The sequence below is a fragment of the candidate division WOR-3 bacterium genome (assembly GCA_011052815.1).
Taxonomy (GTDB): Bacteria; Hydrothermota; Tepidihabitantia; order SM23-42; family SM23-42; genus DRIG01.
Window position 1 is genome coordinate 28,294 of record DRIG01000092.1, and the last position, 16,435, is coordinate 44,728.

The window sequence follows — 16,435 nt, forward strand, 5'->3', positions numbered from 1 at the left end:
TTCTTCTCCTTTCACTCATTCAATTTTTTACGATAAAAACAGACCATCAATTTTTTGTTCTTCGTCTCTTTGTCTTGAAAAGTTCTCTCGGGTCGCTGATCCTCCCCTTTATTGCAGAGTAAGCGACCGTTGCCGGCGATGCCAAGTAAATAAGGCCCTCTGGATTACCCATTCTGCCTTTAAAGTTTCTGTTTGCCGTGGAAATACATACTTCTCCATCACCAAGCACGCCCTGGTGTACTCCCACACAGGGACCGCAACCCGGACCCATAATAATCGCACCGGCACGCACAAAGATCTCCAGAAGACCGAGTTTCATCGCTTCAAGATAGACGTCGCGCGACGCTGGCACCACGATTAAACGTGTATGCGGAGCGCGCTTCTTACCTTTCAATATCTTCGCCGCAACTTTCAAATCTTCAATACGACCGTTGGTGCAGGTACCGATAAACGCCTGATCAACTTTGATCTTCTTCACCTTTGTTATCGGCCTGGTATTATCAACGGTATGGGGAAAGGCGATCTGCGGCACGATCCTGGCGGCGTCGATCTTAATCACCCTTTCATATCTGGCGTCTTTATCAGGAAAGAGCGGCTTCCAGTCCTTCACCCTGCCGCGCGCCTTCAGATAATCCCGTGTCTTTTTATCCGAAGCGATCAAACCAACCTTAGCTCCTGCTTCCACCGCCATATTGGATAATGTGAACCGGGATTCCATACTCATTCTCGAAATGGTCTCACCGCCGAATTCAAGTGCTTTATATGTAGCGCCGTCGGCACCCAGCATACCGATGAGATAAAGGATAAGATCCTTGGCGCCGACTCCTGGTTGGAATCTACCGTTCACCTCGATCCTGAATGATTCAGGGACCTTGAACCAGGTCTTCCCCATCGCCATTCCGATTGCGACATCGGTCGATCCCATTCCCGTAGCAAAAGCACCGAGGGCGCCAGAAGTACAGGTATGAGAATCACCACCGATGACGACATCCCCTGGTTTTACAAAGGTCTCGACCAGTCTCTGATGAATGACACCGTCGCCCACATCGGAAAGAATCGCACCGGCACTGTTGCTGAATTGACGCAGAAGCATATGGTCGTTGCTCAATTCTTTTCTCGGTGACGGCGCCGCATGGTCAAGGAAAAAAAGCGATTTACGTGCCTTCACTTTTTTTATCTTCATCTTCTGGAGCTGTCTTACACCGAGTGGACCGGTACCGTCCTGAAACGCCGCCACATCAACTCTGGCGATCACAATATCTCCGGCATAAGCGTCCTGTCCACTCCTTGCCGACAGAATCTTCTCTGCTAAGGTCTTCCCCATATTGCCTCCAGTCATTAATCAGACCACCTCAATTTTATCACCAAAGAGACTTAAATGTATCACCAATTATTGTAAAAAGCCTGGAACTTAAGCATCACACTGAGCTTAGATCCAAATTATCATTAAACTGAAACTACCAACCACCCTAAGTACTTTATAGATGAATTATTATATCCAGAATCGAAATAAAGTCAATACAAAATTTCCCTTTGCTTTTAAAGAAACACTTGAATTTTATTGAATTTTATCTTATAATTTCTTATGGTTAAGGTAGTGAGTTCCCGGATTCGGGGAATCCCGAAAAATGCATATCTGCTCAGAATAAACAATCATTCGATAGATGACTTTCTGGAGTATCGATTTTATAATGACATAACAAAGACACGCCGCATCCTCTTTGAATACCGCGGCAAAAAGAAAGAAATCATTATTGCTCCGAGCCGGGAAATAGAGATCGAATTGGAAACACCCCTGTATCGACGCTGCGAAAATAACTGTGATTTCTGTTTTGTAAACGGCCTTCCTCCGGGATTGAGAAGAGAACTCTATTTTAAAGACGATGACTATCGACTTTCATTTCTCTTTGGAAATTTCTTGAGTCTGACAAATGTAAGCCGGGATGACATAAAAAGAATCGGCCGATTGAAATTGTCTCCGCTCTATATCTCTGTCCACACCACAAATCCCCGATTACGCAGCCGGATCTTTCAAAATGAGAAAGCCGCTTTGATAATGGAACAATTACGCTCCCTGGTGGAACAGAACATAAAACTGCACACCCAGATTGTGGTTATGCCCGGCATAAACGACGGAGCGGTTCTCAACAGAACAATCACCCGATTAAGCGGTCTGTACCCCGGAGTCAATTCGATCGGTGTCGTTCCCGTGGGCAGAACCAAGTATCAAAAGAAGATAAAATCAATATCAAAGATAGAGGCATGTCGGATCATCGAACAGGTGAACAGTTTCCATAAGAAGTTCAGAAAAAAATACGGAAAAGGACTTGTATATTGTTCAGACGAGCTGTATTTAAAGGCGAAACGGCGGATACCGGATACTGAATACTACGACGATTTCCCCCAACTTGAAAACGGCATCGGCATGGTGAGAAAATTTTTAAATGAACTCGAAGATTCAAACGAGAGAATAAGACTGAAAGGAAATATCCTGCTCCTTACCGGCAGATTGGCATATCCGTTTTTAATCAGACTCAAAAGAAAGCTGGAGGTCTGCAATCTCGCAAAAAACAGACTGGATGTCCTTTCGATAAAAAATTCATTCTTCGGGGATTCAGTAACGGTTTCCGGACTCATCAGTGCGGCTGATTTCAACCGGGTGATAAAAAAGATTAGCAGAGGCTATCGCCGCATTATTTTACCGCCGAATTGCATCAATGAAGCAGGACAGTTCATCGACGACGGAAAGATCGAGGACAAACGGGTGATCATCGCACCCGAGAGTGTCAGGGGGCTGATAAAATGTCTACAGTCGTAATCGTCGGCAGAAAGAATGTCGGAAAATCAACCATCTTCAACCGCCTCACAGGAATGAGGCTCAGTGTCGTCTATAAGGAACCGGGTGTAACCAGAGATCGGATTTATGGAGAAGTCTTATGGTGCGGCAGACATTTCAACATCATCGACACGGGCGGGTTTTTCCCGAATGAAGAACAGGAACTCGCCTCTAAGATCAACAAACAGATAGAATACGGTCTGCAAGAAGCCGACCTGATATATTTTGTGGTGGACGGAAAGAGCGGCTTGAAGCCGGCTGACGAGGAGATCTGTCAATACCTGCGCAGGACGAACAAAAAGATCTTCCTGCTCATCAATAAGATCGACAGCAAGAAAGCCCTGGATGCGGCGGTAGAGTTCGCAAAATTCGGTTTTGAAAATGTCTTCTCCATCTCTGCAGAAGCAGGTATCGGTTTCGGAGAGCTCCTGGATCAAACCGTCAAAGTCCTGCCGCGTGCCAGAGGAGTGCCGAGACATAAAACAATAAAATTATTGATTCTGGGACGACCCAATGCAGGCAAATCCACCCTTTTGAATGCGATAACCGGCTCTGAACGGGCGATCATCGACGAACGACCGGGAACGACCAGGGATATAGTGAATGCGAAAATAACCTATAAGAACAGAACCCTGGAGATCATCGATACCTGCGGACTGCGCAGACGTTCCCGCATAAAAGGTTCAATTGAATTCTACTCGATGATCAGGGCGGTCAATGTTCTGGAGCAGGTGGATGTGGTCGTTCTGATATTCGATACAACCCAGGGAGTGGTGGATCAGGACCGACGAATCGCATCCCTCGTCCTTTCAAAAGCAAAAGGGTTGATAATCGCACCGAACAAGATCGACCTCATTGAAAAACGCTTCCATCGTAAAATCATTCCTTCCACCTATCAGTCATTCAAGTCCTTTGAATTCGTTCCGGTCATCCCCATATCAGCCCACAGGAAGATCGGACTGGACCTACTCCTGAACCGGGTTATAGCCGTTTATGAAGAGGCGAGAAAGACCGTCGCAAAAAAAATACTGCGCATCGTCACCGACAATCTTCAACCGCCGCCCGACGGACAGGTCTATTCCCTCAAGCAGCTTCAGACAACTCCTCCGATCTTCAAGGTCGTCGTCTCCACTCCTTTAAAAGAAAGTTATATAAAATATGTACGGAATACGATCCGCAACTACTGCGGATTTCAAGGAACACCTGTCTTAATAAAAACCCAGGTGATAAAGAGAAGAAGAATACCAGTTTGAGGTGATTATGTTGATAAAAGATGCAGTCGCACTCATCATCGGTTTTATTTTCGGAATGATTCCTTTTTCCCACCTCCTGGGCAGGATAAAAGGTGTAGATCTCAAATCATTCGGAAGCGGTAATATCGGAGCGACGAATTTAGGCAGGGCTCTGGGAATGCCCTTTTTCATCGCCGGTTTTATACTGGACGGTCTGAAAGGTTTAATACCTGTCCTGCTCGCCCATTCATTCGCCGCACCAGGGGCATTCGCCGGTGCAGGAGCAATACTCGGGCACATATTCAACCCTTTCTTTTCATTCAAAGGTGGAAAAGGCGTCTCCACGACGATCGGTGTGACGATCGGGCTCGTCCCGAAATCATTCCTCGTTTCATTCATCATCTGGATTATTCTCTATTTCACGACCTTTATCGTATCGCTCTGTTCCCTCGCCTTCGCCGTCCTCATCTCTCCTGTAGCTTTTCTTCTTAAAGAAGGAACCATAACCGACCGGATTTTCATCATCATCATCGCCCTGCTTGTCATCTATGCACACCGTTCAAATATAAAAAGGCTGCTGCACAAGGAAGAGCCGAAAACCATATTCTGGAAGAAGAAATGAATATCAGTATCTTGGGATGCGGAAATTGGGGGTCGGTGTTCGGAATCATGCAGTATAAGAACGGCCATTCAATAAAGATATGGGAATTCGACAAGCAACGTGCCGAGTATATAAACAGAACAAGGACCAATGAACCGTTTCTTGTAGGCCATAAGATACCCGAGGAGATCGAAATCACCTGGAATATTGAAAGTGTCATCAGGAATTGTGATCTTCTGGTATTTGCAGTCCCTTCGCAGGTATTACCTGAAGTGGTGGAGCAGGTGAAAAGAATAGAGGGAAAGAATGAATGCTATCTCAGTCTGACCAAGGGTATAAATATCGAACTCTTGAAGAGACCGTCAGAACTCATTAATGAACTGGCGGCGCCCGACAAAAGAACCTGGGTCCTCTCAGGTCCGTGTATTGCAAATGAACTGATCAGGGGTGAACCGACGGCGGTCGTACTCGTGGGACCGGACCGTAAAGTCACACAGGAGTTGCAGATTCGGCTCACCACTGAAAATCTTCGTATCTATCTGAGTGACGACATCATCGGCGTGGAACTCGGTGCCGCGGTAAAGAATGTGATTGCTTTAGCATGCGGTATCAGCGACGGCCTGGGTTATGGAAACAATGCAAAAGGTGCGCTCATAACAAGGGGCATCGTGGAACTCCAGCGGCTCGGTGTCAGGATGGGCGCAAAACCGACAACCTTCTGGGGACTTTCAGGACTCGGAGATTTAGTCACCACGTCATTCAGTGAAGAATCGAGAAATCACAGATTCGGTGTGAAGATCGCCGGTGGTAAGACCGTCGAAGAGATAAAAAAAGAGATTGTAATGGTCGCCGAAGGGGTACCGACCTGTCAGGCGGTAAAGAAATTAATGCAAAAGTTCAAAACAGAGATGCCGATATGCAATGCCGTTTATAAAATAATCTTTGAGAACATACCGCCGGAGCAGGCATTGAAAGAATTGATGACGAGGCCGTTGAAGGATGAATGATCTTCGGCCGTCGGTAAAAAACGGGAGGATATTATGATAGAAAAAGAATTTTTCTCCATAAAAGAAGTGGCTGATATGCTGGAATTAAAGCCGTATATATTGAGGTACTGGGAAAAGGAGTTCGCCGTACTGAAACCCCGCAGAAATCGAGTGGGCAGACGATATTATTCAAAGAAGGATATCGACACCATACGGTTGATCAAAAACATTCTGTATAATCAGGGATACACGATCGCCGGCGCCAAGAAAAAACTTGTTACATTAAGTGAAGAGCCTGAACAACTCTCTCTGCCTTTAAGAAATACGACCAAAATCCTGAGGGAGATCAGGGAGGAATTAAAGAGTATCAGTGAAAAACTGAAGGAGTAAAGATCACTCTCCGCCGATCGCGGTGAGTTTCGCCGTCGCCTGATTCTTCAAGGCGAGCGATTCGGCGATCAAATTGGCACGAAGATATTCTTCCCGTGCACTCTTTGTATCACCGATCGCCAAAGAGGCGTCACCGGCGAAGATCAATGCCTGTGCCGCATCATCCCGCCGCTGTTTGAAATGTTCACATGCAAGAAGATAATTTTCACGGGCGTTCAAATAATTCTCAATCTCAAAATAGATATGTCCCATCTCCAGATATATCTCAGGCCTTTCACCCACTTTCTGGAGCAGTTCATTCAATAATTCGATGGCTGCCTTGTAACTCCCTTTGGTTCTATAGACCCTGGTCTTTAAAAAATAGGCATCCATAGTAAAAACCGAAGAAGGAAATTCTGAAATCAATCTATCCAGCATCGTCTCGGCTTCTTTAAACTGCCCCAGGACATCATATATTCTGGCGATCTCGAGGAGCGCCTTCTCTTTGTACTTTTCATCGTTCAAAAGAGTATTATAATAATAAAGAGAAGAATCATATTTCATCTCTTCGGAATACAGAATCGCAAGTTCATTGGCGGCGTATGAGTAATATTCCGCCGCCTTCTTGTTACGAAGCAACTCCTGGAAGACCTCTTTGAGCGCCCTCTTCTTGCCGAAGATCTGATAGATCCGGGCTTTCTCAATCAGGGCTTCTATGGTGACATCAGAATTAGGATACTTCTCGATAATCTTATTCAATTCGGAAAGACTTTGATAATACTCTTTCCGGTTGAAGAGTATCTTTGCAATCCTCATTCTGGTCTTCACCGCCAGTCTTGAATCCGGATTCTCCTCGACGAATCTTCTCAAAGCCTCTATCAAAGAGGGAAATTTCTTCAGACGGTATAAAGTTTCATAGATTTTCAATCTCGTCTCTTCTTTGATACCCGGACTCGGGTTGTACTCATCAACCCGTCGGAATGCGGCGAGCGCCTTTTTGTATTGCTTGATATTGAAATACGCCGAACCGATGCCTTTCTGTGCCGCAGCCGCATAGATTGAGTTGGGGTGTAAGTCCACAAGTTCGGTCCAGAAATCAATCGCATAATCGTACTCCTCCCTTTTGTAATTTATCGAAGCGAGGATAAAGACCGTCCTGTCGGCGTAGATTGAATGCGGAAAAAGCTCCCGATGGCGCAGCAGACTCTCTTCAGCCCTTCCCCATAGCCCCAAAAAATAATCGGTTCTTCCTTTATAAAAAAGATACTCATCAACCGAATCGGGTAAGCCTTTGAAATAGACAGATGCGGAGTCATAACGCGCCTCTTCACTGAAAGACCTCCCCAGTAAAAAACAGATCCGGGGGTCCTCTTCAATATCCAAATATCTTTTTAAATAAAAACGTGCCTTTGTCCTGTCCTTTAAAGTCAACGAGACCTCTGCTGCACGGAACAGACCGGACATCAACAAGATCCTGTCGTCGGTACTGGTGATTATTGAATCGAGCAGTTCACGACTCTTCTTATATTCTTTTAAACCGGCGAGGGCGAATGCCCTGCCGACCTCTTTAAATCCCTGGAAATACTTCATATCCTCGTACAACTTCAGGGCGTCACGGTAAGCACCTTCTCTGTATTTTTCGCGGGCGGCTGCCAATCGATTATAATCACCCATATAATCAACCAGTATCTTTTTATTGGATGAATCAGGGAGTAAATCGAAATATCCCATCGCCTCTGCCACGTTATTCTCTTTCAGTTTTATCAAACCCAGATAATAATCGCACTGCCATATCCGCATCCCTTTTTTACAAGCCTGGGTGAAACAGAATTCCGCTTTGTCATAGCGATGAAGCTGGTAGTATGCGATACCGAGATAATAAAAGACTTCGCCGGTCTTGTCCGGTGTCGCTTCGAACAACTCCACACTCTCTTCTAATCTACCCTGAAGCAAAGCACAGACCGCGGCACCGTAATTATTTTCGAACGAGGGAGCAGTGGTCTTCATCACCCTGTAGTATCGATACGCCTCATCATAATTCCGGCCGGCGAAATATGCATCGCCCGGAAGAAAGACAAAAAGAAGAAGAATACTACTCAAGAGGAACCTCCGAGGTATAGATCTTTATCAACCTCTTCGTCTCTATATCATATACAAATTGTATCTGATAACCCGCGTATATCGGATGATTCACCACCCTCGCAAAATATCTCAATATCAAGCATCTCTTTTCTTCATCAAGCGCAGCGAATTTGAAATTGAATTCCATCTTCTGCGGTACGAAAAAATATTTTCGGGCGATCAAAGACAGAATTTCTTCTTTCTTTTCAATCTCTCCACGGAAACGGGAAACAAGCTCGATATACACACCGCCGTCTCTCAAAAACTTCGTCGTTCCCCGATAAGTTCCTTTTGCGACAAGACTGAAATCGCCCTCAACAATTCTTTCCAGGCTGCTCTTTTTTGCACAACCGCATATAATAAAAAAGATAATAATTGCAATCCGTTTTATGTTGGCCATTATTCCGCTCTCGGATGTTTCTTTTTATAAAGCTCTTTCAAATGTTTGGTCGTAAGATGTGTATATATCTGGACAGTGGAAAGGGAAGAATGGCCCAGCAACTCCTGCACCGCCCTCAGGTCGGCTCCGTTTTCAAGAAGGTGGGTCGCAAAACTGTGTCGTAATATATGTGGATTGGTGCCGGCGGCACGGGCGACCCTGATCAGGTATTTACGGACGATACGTTGCAGTGACCGGGTAGTCAAACGTCCTCCCCGATAGTTTAAAAACAATGCCTGAGTATCGGTCTGAGTATTTTTCGCCGTTTTTCTGATCTTGAGATAATCAAGAATCGCATGTTTCGCCGCCCTCCCCAGCGGAACGATCCTCTGCTTTCCTCCTTTACCCTTGACTTTAATTTCATCACGGGCAAAATCTATATCATAAATATTCAAATTTACGAGCTCACCGGCACGCAGACCACAACTGTACAGCACCTCCATTATCGCGCGGTCTCTCGGCCTGGTGATCTGCATCGCCTTCTCAATCTGTTCGTATGTCAAAAAACCGGGAAGATGCTTCTTTATCTTGGGGGTCCTGATCATCGCCGCAGGATTATCTTCAACAACCCCCATCTTTTTCAGCACCTTGAAGAATGATTTTAAAGTTGAGAGCTTGCGCGCGACCGTGCGGGTGTCGACGCCGTACTTCAAAAGAAAACCGACAAAGAGTGTGATGACATTCTGGTCAACCTCTGGTATCTTTTTCACCCGGAGGAAATCGAAAAACTGTTCAAGGTCGGTTCGATACGCACGCAGTGTATGGAAAGAATAGTTCTTCTCTTTCTGAAGATACAGGATGAAATCATTGACCTTATCAAACAGTTTTTCTCGTTCCATTATTTTATTCTATTAGAATTCACCCCTTTGTCAATGCTGTGATTGAATATTTCAGCTGAAGTCGGCCCTTCACTATATTGACTTATCTTCAGGATTTCATATAATTCTATATTAAGGAGGAATAAATGAGACAGATCATTACAGCAATTCTTGTTTTTTCTTCGTTATTATTCAGCGGGATCGTCGGTGTTAAAAAATTAGAACTGCTCGATCCCTATGGCAGAGAATTAACCACATATCAGACCTGGTGTAAAGACCATATTACTGAACATCAACCGACAACAATCGGTAATGTTTTAAAGGTTAATAAAGAAAGGCAGAATGTCGTGGACCTCGTGGTCAATTCCAAAATCTATCCTGAAATCACCTCTGAGATAAACACCTTTGTTCAGGATTTGACAGATGCAGGTTATTCGGTTCAGGTCGACACCATATCCGGAATGTCCCATACTGCACTGCGGACACATCTCAGCACCATAACCGACCTCGTCGGTGCGATATTTATCGGCGAGGTGCCGGTGGCGTGGTTCGAAACAAACGGTTTCGGAGGCTGGGAAGAATTCCCGCATGACCTCTATTTCTGTGACCTGAACGGTACCTATATCGATGCGGACGGCGATGGGATCTATGACGATCATACCGGCAGTGTGGCGCCGGAGATCTGGGTGGGACGGATCTATGCACGTGACCTCACCTGGGGCAATGAAGTGGAACTGCTGAAAAGATATTTCAGAAAGAATCACCTATATCGTGTCGACAGCCTGTCTGTGCCGCAGAGAGGGCTCACCTTTATCGACGACGATTGGTCAAGCTGGACGACCTGTGGTCTTGACTACATCTACTCGAATGTTGTGGTAATAAACGACGGTTATCAAACCGTCGCCTCAAACTATCGTAATGAACTACTCCAGGGATATGAATGGATTCAACTCTGCGCCCACTCATCGCCCTGGGGCAGCACCTTTAAATACGGTTACAGCGGTTATCGCGGCACAGTATTCAATTATGAAATATTCACCCTGGAACCCCATGCCCTCTTCTATAATCTCTTTGCCTGTTCAGGCACCCGCTTTGTCGAAGAGAACCATTCTGCCGGCTGGTATATCTTCGTAGATCCTTACGGATTACTGGCAGTGGGCAGTACTAAAACCGGCAGTATGCTCTATTTTGAAGACTTCTATTATCCGATCGGGCAGCAGAATATGAGCATCGGCGACGGATTCAAGACATGGTTCACCCAATGGGGTGAAATGGACTGGGATTGGTTTTACGGTATGAACATCCTCGGTGACCCGACCCTCAAACCCAAAGGTCAGACAAAAAATATCTTTCAGGAGAAGATCTGCACACCTGCAAAACCTTCGGAAGATTGGCAGACTCCAGAGACCGTTGCTCCGGACCCTGAATCAGACGGCTTTCCCCAGATCAGTATCAATAACGACGGCAGGATCTGGGTGGTCTGGCAGACAGGCAGAACATATGAGAACGGCCGCTCAGACATATACGGCGCATATAATTATGGAGGGAACTGGTCCAGTGGAATGAACATCGGTTCATATGTCTACTGGGATTATTGTCCGGCAATCGGCTTTGACAACCAGCATCGGCCGGTCACGGTATGGGCGGGCTATAATGAAGGACAGTATGATTTGTATTATAGTTACTACAGCGGTTCGTGGTCCACCCGCCAACTTCTCCATTCAAGTGACCCTGCTTATGACATCAACCCGATGATGATCAAGGACAACAGCGGACGGTTGTGGGCTGTCTGGGAATCACGCCGTAATCTTAACTGTGATATCTATGGTGCATATTTCAACGGCAGCACCTGGACGACTCCCCAGCAGATAACGAACTTCGCCGAAGATGAAAAAACGCCGGTGCTCGCAATCGACAGCCTTGATCGGTTGTGGGTGTTCTACAACCGCAGATATGCCGATAAGAGTGAAATCTGGGGAAGTTATTACAATGGCTCGCAATGGCTCAGCAGCGGGCCGGTCTCAGGCTCCCAGGAGTATGCCTATCATCCGACGTGTGCAGTCAGTGGCAATGGAGAAATCTGGGTTGCCTGGCACTCCTTTGACAACGGTGATGCAGACATCTATGCAAGCCGTTTCAATGGAAGCACCTGGTCTTCACCGGTTCAGGTCACCACTGCATCGGAAAGCGACCTCTTCCCTTCACTGGCGACGCATATCAGCGGTACGGTCTGTCTTGCATATCAGTCAAAGAGCGGCGGCGACTGGAATATCTATTTTGCATATTGTACTGATTCAACCTGGAGCACACCCTCTCCTGTTGCTGAAATCAGCGGAGCAGACATCAATCCTCAAATTGCATGTGACTCCTCGGGTGGATTGTGGGTATGCTGGCAGAGTTATTCCAGCGGCAACTGGGAAATTCTGGTGAGTCACCAACCCGATTTCAGCGCCGCGGAACAGAAAGAAAACCGGCTTTCAGAAAACAGACTCTCTGTATTCCCTTCGGTCTTCACTCAAAATGTGCGGATAAAAACATCAGAACCTTATAGAGATGTCAAAATATTCGATGCAAAGGGTTCATTAATAGCGACCCTGAATTCCGGAACAACAAAACAGACCTCCTGGGCACCGAATGGCTTGCCCGAAGGGACCTACTTCATCACCCTGTCCGGGGAATCAGGGACGATCACTGAAAAAGTACTCTTTCTCCACCGACGATAAAGATATCGAAGTCACAAAAGAAAAAAGGGGGATGATGATTCCCCCTTTTTCGTTTATGCATCAATAAGGAATTATCTCACTGCTTTTTTCAATTCACGTCCTGGTTTGAACTTCGGTGCCTTTCTCGCCGGCACGTTGATCTTCTCACCGGTACGCGGATTGCGTGCAGTTCTCGCCTTCCTCTTTGCGACTGAGAAAGTTCCAAATCCAACGAGTGCTACTCTGTCACCCTTCTTGAGTGCCTGGGTAACCGAGCTGACAAATGTATTAAGCGCAATGTTTGCCGCCTTCTTAGAAATCTTTGCCTTAGCCGCAATCTTCTCGATAAGTTCTGCCTTAGTCATATCGTTATTCACCTCCTTTCATAACACTACTTAATTATAATGATAATTGAAAGTTTGTCAAGCCCTAAATTAAGTATTTACAATGGTTTGCGGAAATGCATCTCGGGAAACTTAAGTCATATACCGTTTTGCAAAAATCCATACTACACTTTGCAGCCCATGACTTGACACATAAAAATAGATGGTTATAATTATCCGTGAAGATAAAAAGAATCGGTGTACTGACGAGCGGCGGCGATGCTCCGGGCATGAATGCCGCCATAAGGGCGGTGACACGCACCGCACTCCACTGTAAATTCACTGTATACGGTATCAAATACGGTTATAATGGTCTGATACGTAAAGAACTCATCATACTCGATCGCGGGTCGGTGGCGAATATCATCCAGCGCGGTGGAACAATCCTGGGTACTGCACGCTCTGATGAATTTGAAACCAGCAAAGGAATGGCACGGGCGGTGCGGATATTGAAGGAGTATGAAATAGACGCCCTCGTGGTGATCGGTGGTGACGGCACCATGCGCGGTGCCTACGAGTTTTCGAAAAAACATAATATTAAAATAATCGGTCTGCCCGGTACCATTGACAACGACCTCTACGGCACCGACTACACGATCGGCTTTGACACTGCCGTAAACAGCGCATTGGAAGCAGTGGACCGCATTCGGGATACCGCTTCGTCTCTGGAAAGACTCTTCTTCATCGAAGTGATGGGCAGGTACGCAGGTTTTATCGGCTTGGCCGTCGGCCTGGCGGGCGGCGCCGAGGACGTCCTCATCCCGGAAACACCGACCGATGTCAGGACGCTGGCGGCGAAAATCAACAGTAACATAAAAAAAGGCAAGAAATCGAACATCGTAATCGTCTCTGAGGGTGATGAAGCGGGCAATGCCTTTGAGATAGCGAAAAAGATTAAATCGATCATCAAAGAAGATTATCGCGTCGCCGTGCTCGGTTATATCCAGCGGGGCGGTTCACCCACAGCTAACGACAGAATCCTGGCATCGAAATTGGGTTATGGCGCAGTCATCGGATTAAAAGAAGGCAGGTTCGGATGCATGGTCGGTGAAATCGACAACCGCATCACCTACACACCATTCAAACAGACCTTTACAAAGAAGAAAAAGATAGACCGGCAGATATACAAGGTCATAAAGATTCTTTCTGAGTAGTACGGTTTCTCAGAGCAGATTGTGTTGTGAAAAAGAGTAGTAATTCTGGTCCGTAATAATTACATGGTCAATAATATTTATCCCCATCAGAACACCGGCGTTGCGCAGTCTTTCGGTTATCTTCAAATCATCGTCTGATGGTTTAAGAATACCGCTGGGATGGTTGTGAATCAAAAACAGACCACTGGCGTTTTCATTGAGGGCGAACTTGAATACCTCACGGGGGTGAACCAGACTGGCGTCAAGTATTCCCTTGGAGATCGTCGAATCCCTCAACAATGAATTTTTGGCGTCCACGGCCGCAACCTTGAACAACTCATATTTCAAACCACCGATTAAAGGATAATAATAATGATAGACATCTTTGGGATGCTTGAATATAACCACCTCTTCATTCTTTTTCGAAAGGGAACGCCTTCCCAGATCGATCGCCGCGAGGATTGAAATGAGTTTTGCCCTACCCAGCCCATTGATCTTCAACTGCTCCAGTTCACTCACGGTCTTCTCACCGAGTCTTTTCAAACTTCCGACCCGCTGAAGAATCTCTTTGGCAAGATCCAGGGCAGACCGATTCTTCACTCCTTTGCCGATTATGATAGCAAGAAGTTCGGTATCAGTAAGGCCGTAACTTCCCCGCTGCAGGAATTTTTCGCGCGGCCTGTCGTCTTCAGGCCAATCCTTGATCTTCATCTACTTAAAGAGGGCGAATTTAAGAATAAAGCCTGCGAAGACAATGGAAACCGTGGACATAAGTTTTATCAATATATTCAAAGATGGCCCTGAGGTGTCTTTGAACGGATCGCCGACCGTATCTCCGACAACAGCCGCTTTATGCTCTGCCGAACCTTTTCCTCCGAGTTCGCCTTTTTCGATATATTTCTTTGCGTTGTCCCATGCACCGCCGGAATTCGCCATCATCAAAGCGATGACAAACCCCGATGTCAGGGCACCGACGAGCAGACCGATTACACCATTGGGTCCGAGAAAGATCCCGATGAGAATCGGCACGACTATCGCCATTACTGAAGGAACGATCATCTCTTTCTGGGCGGCGACCGTACAGATATGAACAGCCTCGGCATAATCAGGACGTGCCTTTCCCTCGAGCAAACCCTTGATCTCTTTGAACTGTCTGCGCACCTCAACCACAATGAGCCCTGCAGCCCTGCTCACCGCCTTTATCGTCTGGGAACAGAATGCAAACGGCATCATCGCACCGATAAAGAGTCCTGCAATAACCTGGGGATTTGTGATGGAAAGATCAAGTGTGGTGGAAAATATCAGAATCTTGCTTCGGTATGCCGCAATGAGCGCGAGCACAGTGAGTGCCGCCGACCCGATGGCGAATCCTTTGCCGGTCGCGGCAGTGGTATTGCCGATTGCATCAAGGGCATCGGTTCTGCGTCGAACCTCTTCGGGTAGACCCGCCATCTGGGCGTTTCCGCCGGCATTGTCCGCAACCGGACCATAGGCATCGGCTGCAAGGGTGATGCAGAGGGTGGAGAGCATCCCGACCGCAGAGATCGCCACACCGAAAAGTCCATATCCAGGGTTTGCTGCACCGCCGGCAAGATAATATCCACCGATAATCGCCAATGCCACGGCGATGACCGGCGCCACGGTCGAGAGCATACCCACACTCAGCCCTTCGAGGATCACTGTCGCCGGTCCGGTCTTCGCAGTAAAAGCGATTCCCTTGGTGGGAGGATAACTGTCCGACGTGAAAAACTCGGTTGAAAAACCGATGAAGACACCGCATGTCAAACCAAGAAGAATGGGCCAGTAAAAGTTGAAATTATGGGGTAGAATAAATTTTATGAGAAATGCGGCTGCAACCGCCATAATGATACTCGCTCCCCATACCCCCTTTCTTATCGCGAACAAAAGGCTCTTTTGACTGGCATCCTCTTTTGTCTGAATCAAAAAAGTTCCAATGACCGAGGAGAAGACGCCGACCGCGGCAAGAAGGAGCGGCAGAATTACACCGGTCATCCCCAATCCCGCGGCAAAGGCGAGCGCCATCGCAGCAACGATCGAACCGACATAAGACTCAAAAAGGTCTGCTCCCATTCCCGCCACGTCACCGACATTGTCACCGACATTGTCCGCAATGGTCGCGGGGTTGCGCGGATCGTCTTCAGGAATATCCGCCTCAACCTTACCGACAAGGTCTGCACCGACATCCGCCGCCTTTGTAAAGATTCCGCCGCCTACTCTTGCAAAAAGTGCCTGGAACGACGCACCCAGTCCATAACAGACCATTGTCTGGGTGACCACAAGAAGCCTTTCATTAAGAGGCAGACTCTTGTAGACAAGATTCAATAGAAAGAACCAGAAGCTCAAATCCCAGAGACTGAGTCCCACGACGACGAATCCCATCACTCCGCCGGCACTGAATGCAACCCTTAAAGCACTGTTTAAACTTGTCTGTGCTGCATTTGCGGTTCGCGCGGAGGAATCGGTCGCCTGATTCATACCGATGAAACCGGAGAGCGCCGAGAAAAAACCTCCGGTGAGAAATGTAAAGGGCACGAAGATCGGCAGCATACCGCCTAAAGCAAGAATCAGAAGGAGTACAAAGAGTACGGCGAAGATGATTATCACCACCCGATATTGTCTTTTCAGATACGCCCGGGCGCCTTCTCTTATCGCCTGAGCGATCTCACGCATCAATTCAGTGCCTTCATCAAACTTTTTGGTTGTCTTTGACAGATATAGAGCAAACAGCAAGGCGAGTAAAGAACCACCGGGTGCTATCCAGAATAATGGAAACATTCTATCCCCCTCTTGTTTT

14 protein-coding genes are annotated in these 16,435 nt (G+C 46.9%); 7 read left to right on the plus strand and 7 right to left on the minus strand.

Annotation, left to right across the window (positions count from 1 at the left end):
- Positions 1-46 precede the first annotated feature (46 nt).
- Positions 47-1,324, minus strand: a complete 1,278-nt coding sequence (locus ENI34_08645; protein HEC79191.1) for a 3-isopropylmalate dehydratase large subunit — start codon at positions 1,322-1,324, stop codon at positions 47-49.
- Between the two features lie 261 nt (positions 1,325-1,585).
- Between ENI34_08645 and ENI34_08650 the strand changes: the two genes are divergently transcribed.
- The 5 genes from ENI34_08650 to ENI34_08670 are packed head-to-tail and all read left to right on the plus strand — an operon-like array spanning position 1,586 to position 6,045.
- Positions 1,586-2,818 carry a DUF512 domain-containing protein gene (locus ENI34_08650; GenBank protein HEC79192.1) on the plus strand — a complete coding sequence of 411 codons (1,233 nt, stop codon included), beginning with the start codon at positions 1,586-1,588 and terminating at the stop codon, positions 2,816-2,818.
- Positions 2,803-4,089: a ribosome biogenesis GTPase Der gene (gene der, locus ENI34_08655; protein ID HEC79193.1), complete on the plus strand. Its 1,287-nt coding sequence runs from the start codon at positions 2,803-2,805 to the stop codon at positions 4,087-4,089. Before ENI34_08650 ends, der begins: the two co-directional genes overlap by 16 nt.
- Positions 4,090-4,096: 7 nt before the next feature.
- Complete coding sequence (plsY, locus tag ENI34_08660; protein ID HEC79194.1) at positions 4,097-4,690, plus strand: glycerol-3-phosphate 1-O-acyltransferase; 594 nt, start codon at positions 4,097-4,099, stop codon at positions 4,688-4,690.
- The gene (locus ENI34_08665; protein ID HEC79195.1) at positions 4,687-5,676 is read left to right on the plus strand and encodes an NAD(P)-dependent glycerol-3-phosphate dehydrogenase; all 990 of its coding nucleotides are present in this window, start codon (positions 4,687-4,689) and stop codon (positions 5,674-5,676) included. Before plsY ends, ENI34_08665 begins: the two co-directional genes overlap by 4 nt.
- Before the next feature lie 33 nt (positions 5,677-5,709).
- Entirely contained in the window at positions 5,710-6,045 is a 336-nt protein-coding gene (locus tag ENI34_08670) for a MerR family transcriptional regulator (GenBank protein ID HEC79196.1), read from the plus strand.
- A gap of 3 nt (positions 6,046-6,048) precedes the next feature.
- Here ENI34_08670 and ENI34_08675 read toward each other — a convergent pair whose 3' ends face one another.
- Genes ENI34_08675 through ENI34_08685 form a run of 3 tightly spaced genes read right to left on the minus strand, consistent with a single transcriptional unit; the run spans position 6,049 to position 9,423 of the window.
- Positions 6,049-8,124: a tetratricopeptide repeat protein gene (locus ENI34_08675; protein ID HEC79197.1), complete on the minus strand. Its 2,076-nt coding sequence runs from the start codon at positions 8,122-8,124 to the stop codon at positions 6,049-6,051.
- On the minus strand, positions 8,117-8,545 hold the full coding sequence (locus tag ENI34_08680) for a hypothetical protein (GenBank protein HEC79198.1): 429 nt from the start codon (positions 8,543-8,545) through the stop codon (positions 8,117-8,119). Before ENI34_08680 ends, ENI34_08675 begins: the two co-directional genes overlap by 8 nt.
- Entirely contained in the window at positions 8,545-9,423 is an 879-nt protein-coding gene (locus ENI34_08685) for a tyrosine recombinase XerC (GenBank protein HEC79199.1), read from the minus strand. Before ENI34_08685 ends, ENI34_08680 begins: the two co-directional genes overlap by 1 nt.
- A 125-nt stretch (positions 9,424-9,548) precedes the next feature.
- Here ENI34_08685 and ENI34_08690 point away from each other — a divergent pair, with 125 nt between their 5' ends.
- Positions 9,549-12,125: a T9SS type A sorting domain-containing protein gene (locus ENI34_08690; GenBank protein HEC79200.1), complete on the plus strand. Its 2,577-nt coding sequence runs from the start codon at positions 9,549-9,551 to the stop codon at positions 12,123-12,125.
- Positions 12,126-12,196: 71 nt separating this feature from the next.
- On the opposite strand, the gene ENI34_08695 is transcribed toward ENI34_08690, so the two are convergent.
- On the minus strand, positions 12,197-12,469 hold the full coding sequence (locus tag ENI34_08695; GenBank protein HEC79201.1) for an HU family DNA-binding protein: 273 nt from the start codon (positions 12,467-12,469) through the stop codon (positions 12,197-12,199).
- A 203-nt stretch (positions 12,470-12,672) separates the two neighbouring features.
- On the opposite strand from ENI34_08695, the gene pfkA reads away from it, so the two are divergent.
- Positions 12,673-13,641 (plus strand): 6-phosphofructokinase, encoded by a 969-nt coding sequence (gene pfkA, locus ENI34_08700; protein ID HEC79202.1) that lies wholly within the window; start codon positions 12,673-12,675, stop codon positions 13,639-13,641.
- A 9-nt stretch (positions 13,642-13,650) separates the two neighbouring features.
- Here pfkA and ENI34_08705 read toward each other — a convergent pair whose 3' ends face one another.
- Both ENI34_08705 and ENI34_08710 read right to left on the minus strand, forming a co-directional pair.
- Positions 13,651-14,331 (minus strand): JAB domain-containing protein, encoded by a 681-nt coding sequence (locus ENI34_08705; GenBank protein HEC79203.1) that lies wholly within the window; start codon positions 14,329-14,331, stop codon positions 13,651-13,653.
- Positions 14,332-16,416, minus strand: coding sequence for a sodium-translocating pyrophosphatase (locus ENI34_08710; GenBank protein ID HEC79204.1), 2,085 nt, complete (start codon positions 16,414-16,416; stop codon positions 14,332-14,334). It lies immediately after the preceding gene.
- Positions 16,417-16,435: the final 19 nt, after the last annotated feature.

Coding starts and splice junctions, on each gene's coding strand:
- ENI34_08645 (HEC79191.1), bottom strand. CDS start 1,324: ATGGGGAAGACCTTAGCAGAGAAGATTCTGTCGGCAAGGAGTGGACAG.
- ENI34_08650 (HEC79192.1), top strand. CDS start 1,586: ATGGTTAAGGTAGTGAGTTCCCGGATTCGGGGAATCCCGAAAAATGCA.
- der (HEC79193.1), top strand. CDS start 2,803: ATGTCTACAGTCGTAATCGTCGGCAGAAAGAATGTCGGAAAATCAACC.
- plsY (HEC79194.1), top strand. CDS start 4,097: ATGTTGATAAAAGATGCAGTCGCACTCATCATCGGTTTTATTTTCGGA.
- ENI34_08665 (HEC79195.1), top strand. CDS start 4,687: ATGAATATCAGTATCTTGGGATGCGGAAATTGGGGGTCGGTGTTCGGA.
- ENI34_08670 (HEC79196.1), top strand. CDS start 5,710: ATGATAGAAAAAGAATTTTTCTCCATAAAAGAAGTGGCTGATATGCTG.
- ENI34_08680 (HEC79198.1), bottom strand. CDS start 8,545: ATGGCCAACATAAAACGGATTGCAATTATTATCTTTTTTATTATATGC.
- ENI34_08685 (HEC79199.1), bottom strand. CDS start 9,423: ATGGAACGAGAAAAACTGTTTGATAAGGTCAATGATTTCATCCTGTAT.
- ENI34_08690 (HEC79200.1), top strand. CDS start 9,549: ATGAGACAGATCATTACAGCAATTCTTGTTTTTTCTTCGTTATTATTC.
- ENI34_08695 (HEC79201.1), bottom strand. CDS start 12,469: ATGACTAAGGCAGAACTTATCGAGAAGATTGCGGCTAAGGCAAAGATT.
- ENI34_08705 (HEC79203.1), bottom strand. CDS start 14,331: ATGAAGATCAAGGATTGGCCTGAAGACGACAGGCCGCGCGAAAAATTC.
- ENI34_08710 (HEC79204.1), bottom strand. CDS start 16,416: ATGTTTCCATTATTCTGGATAGCACCCGGTGGTTCTTTACTCGCCTTG.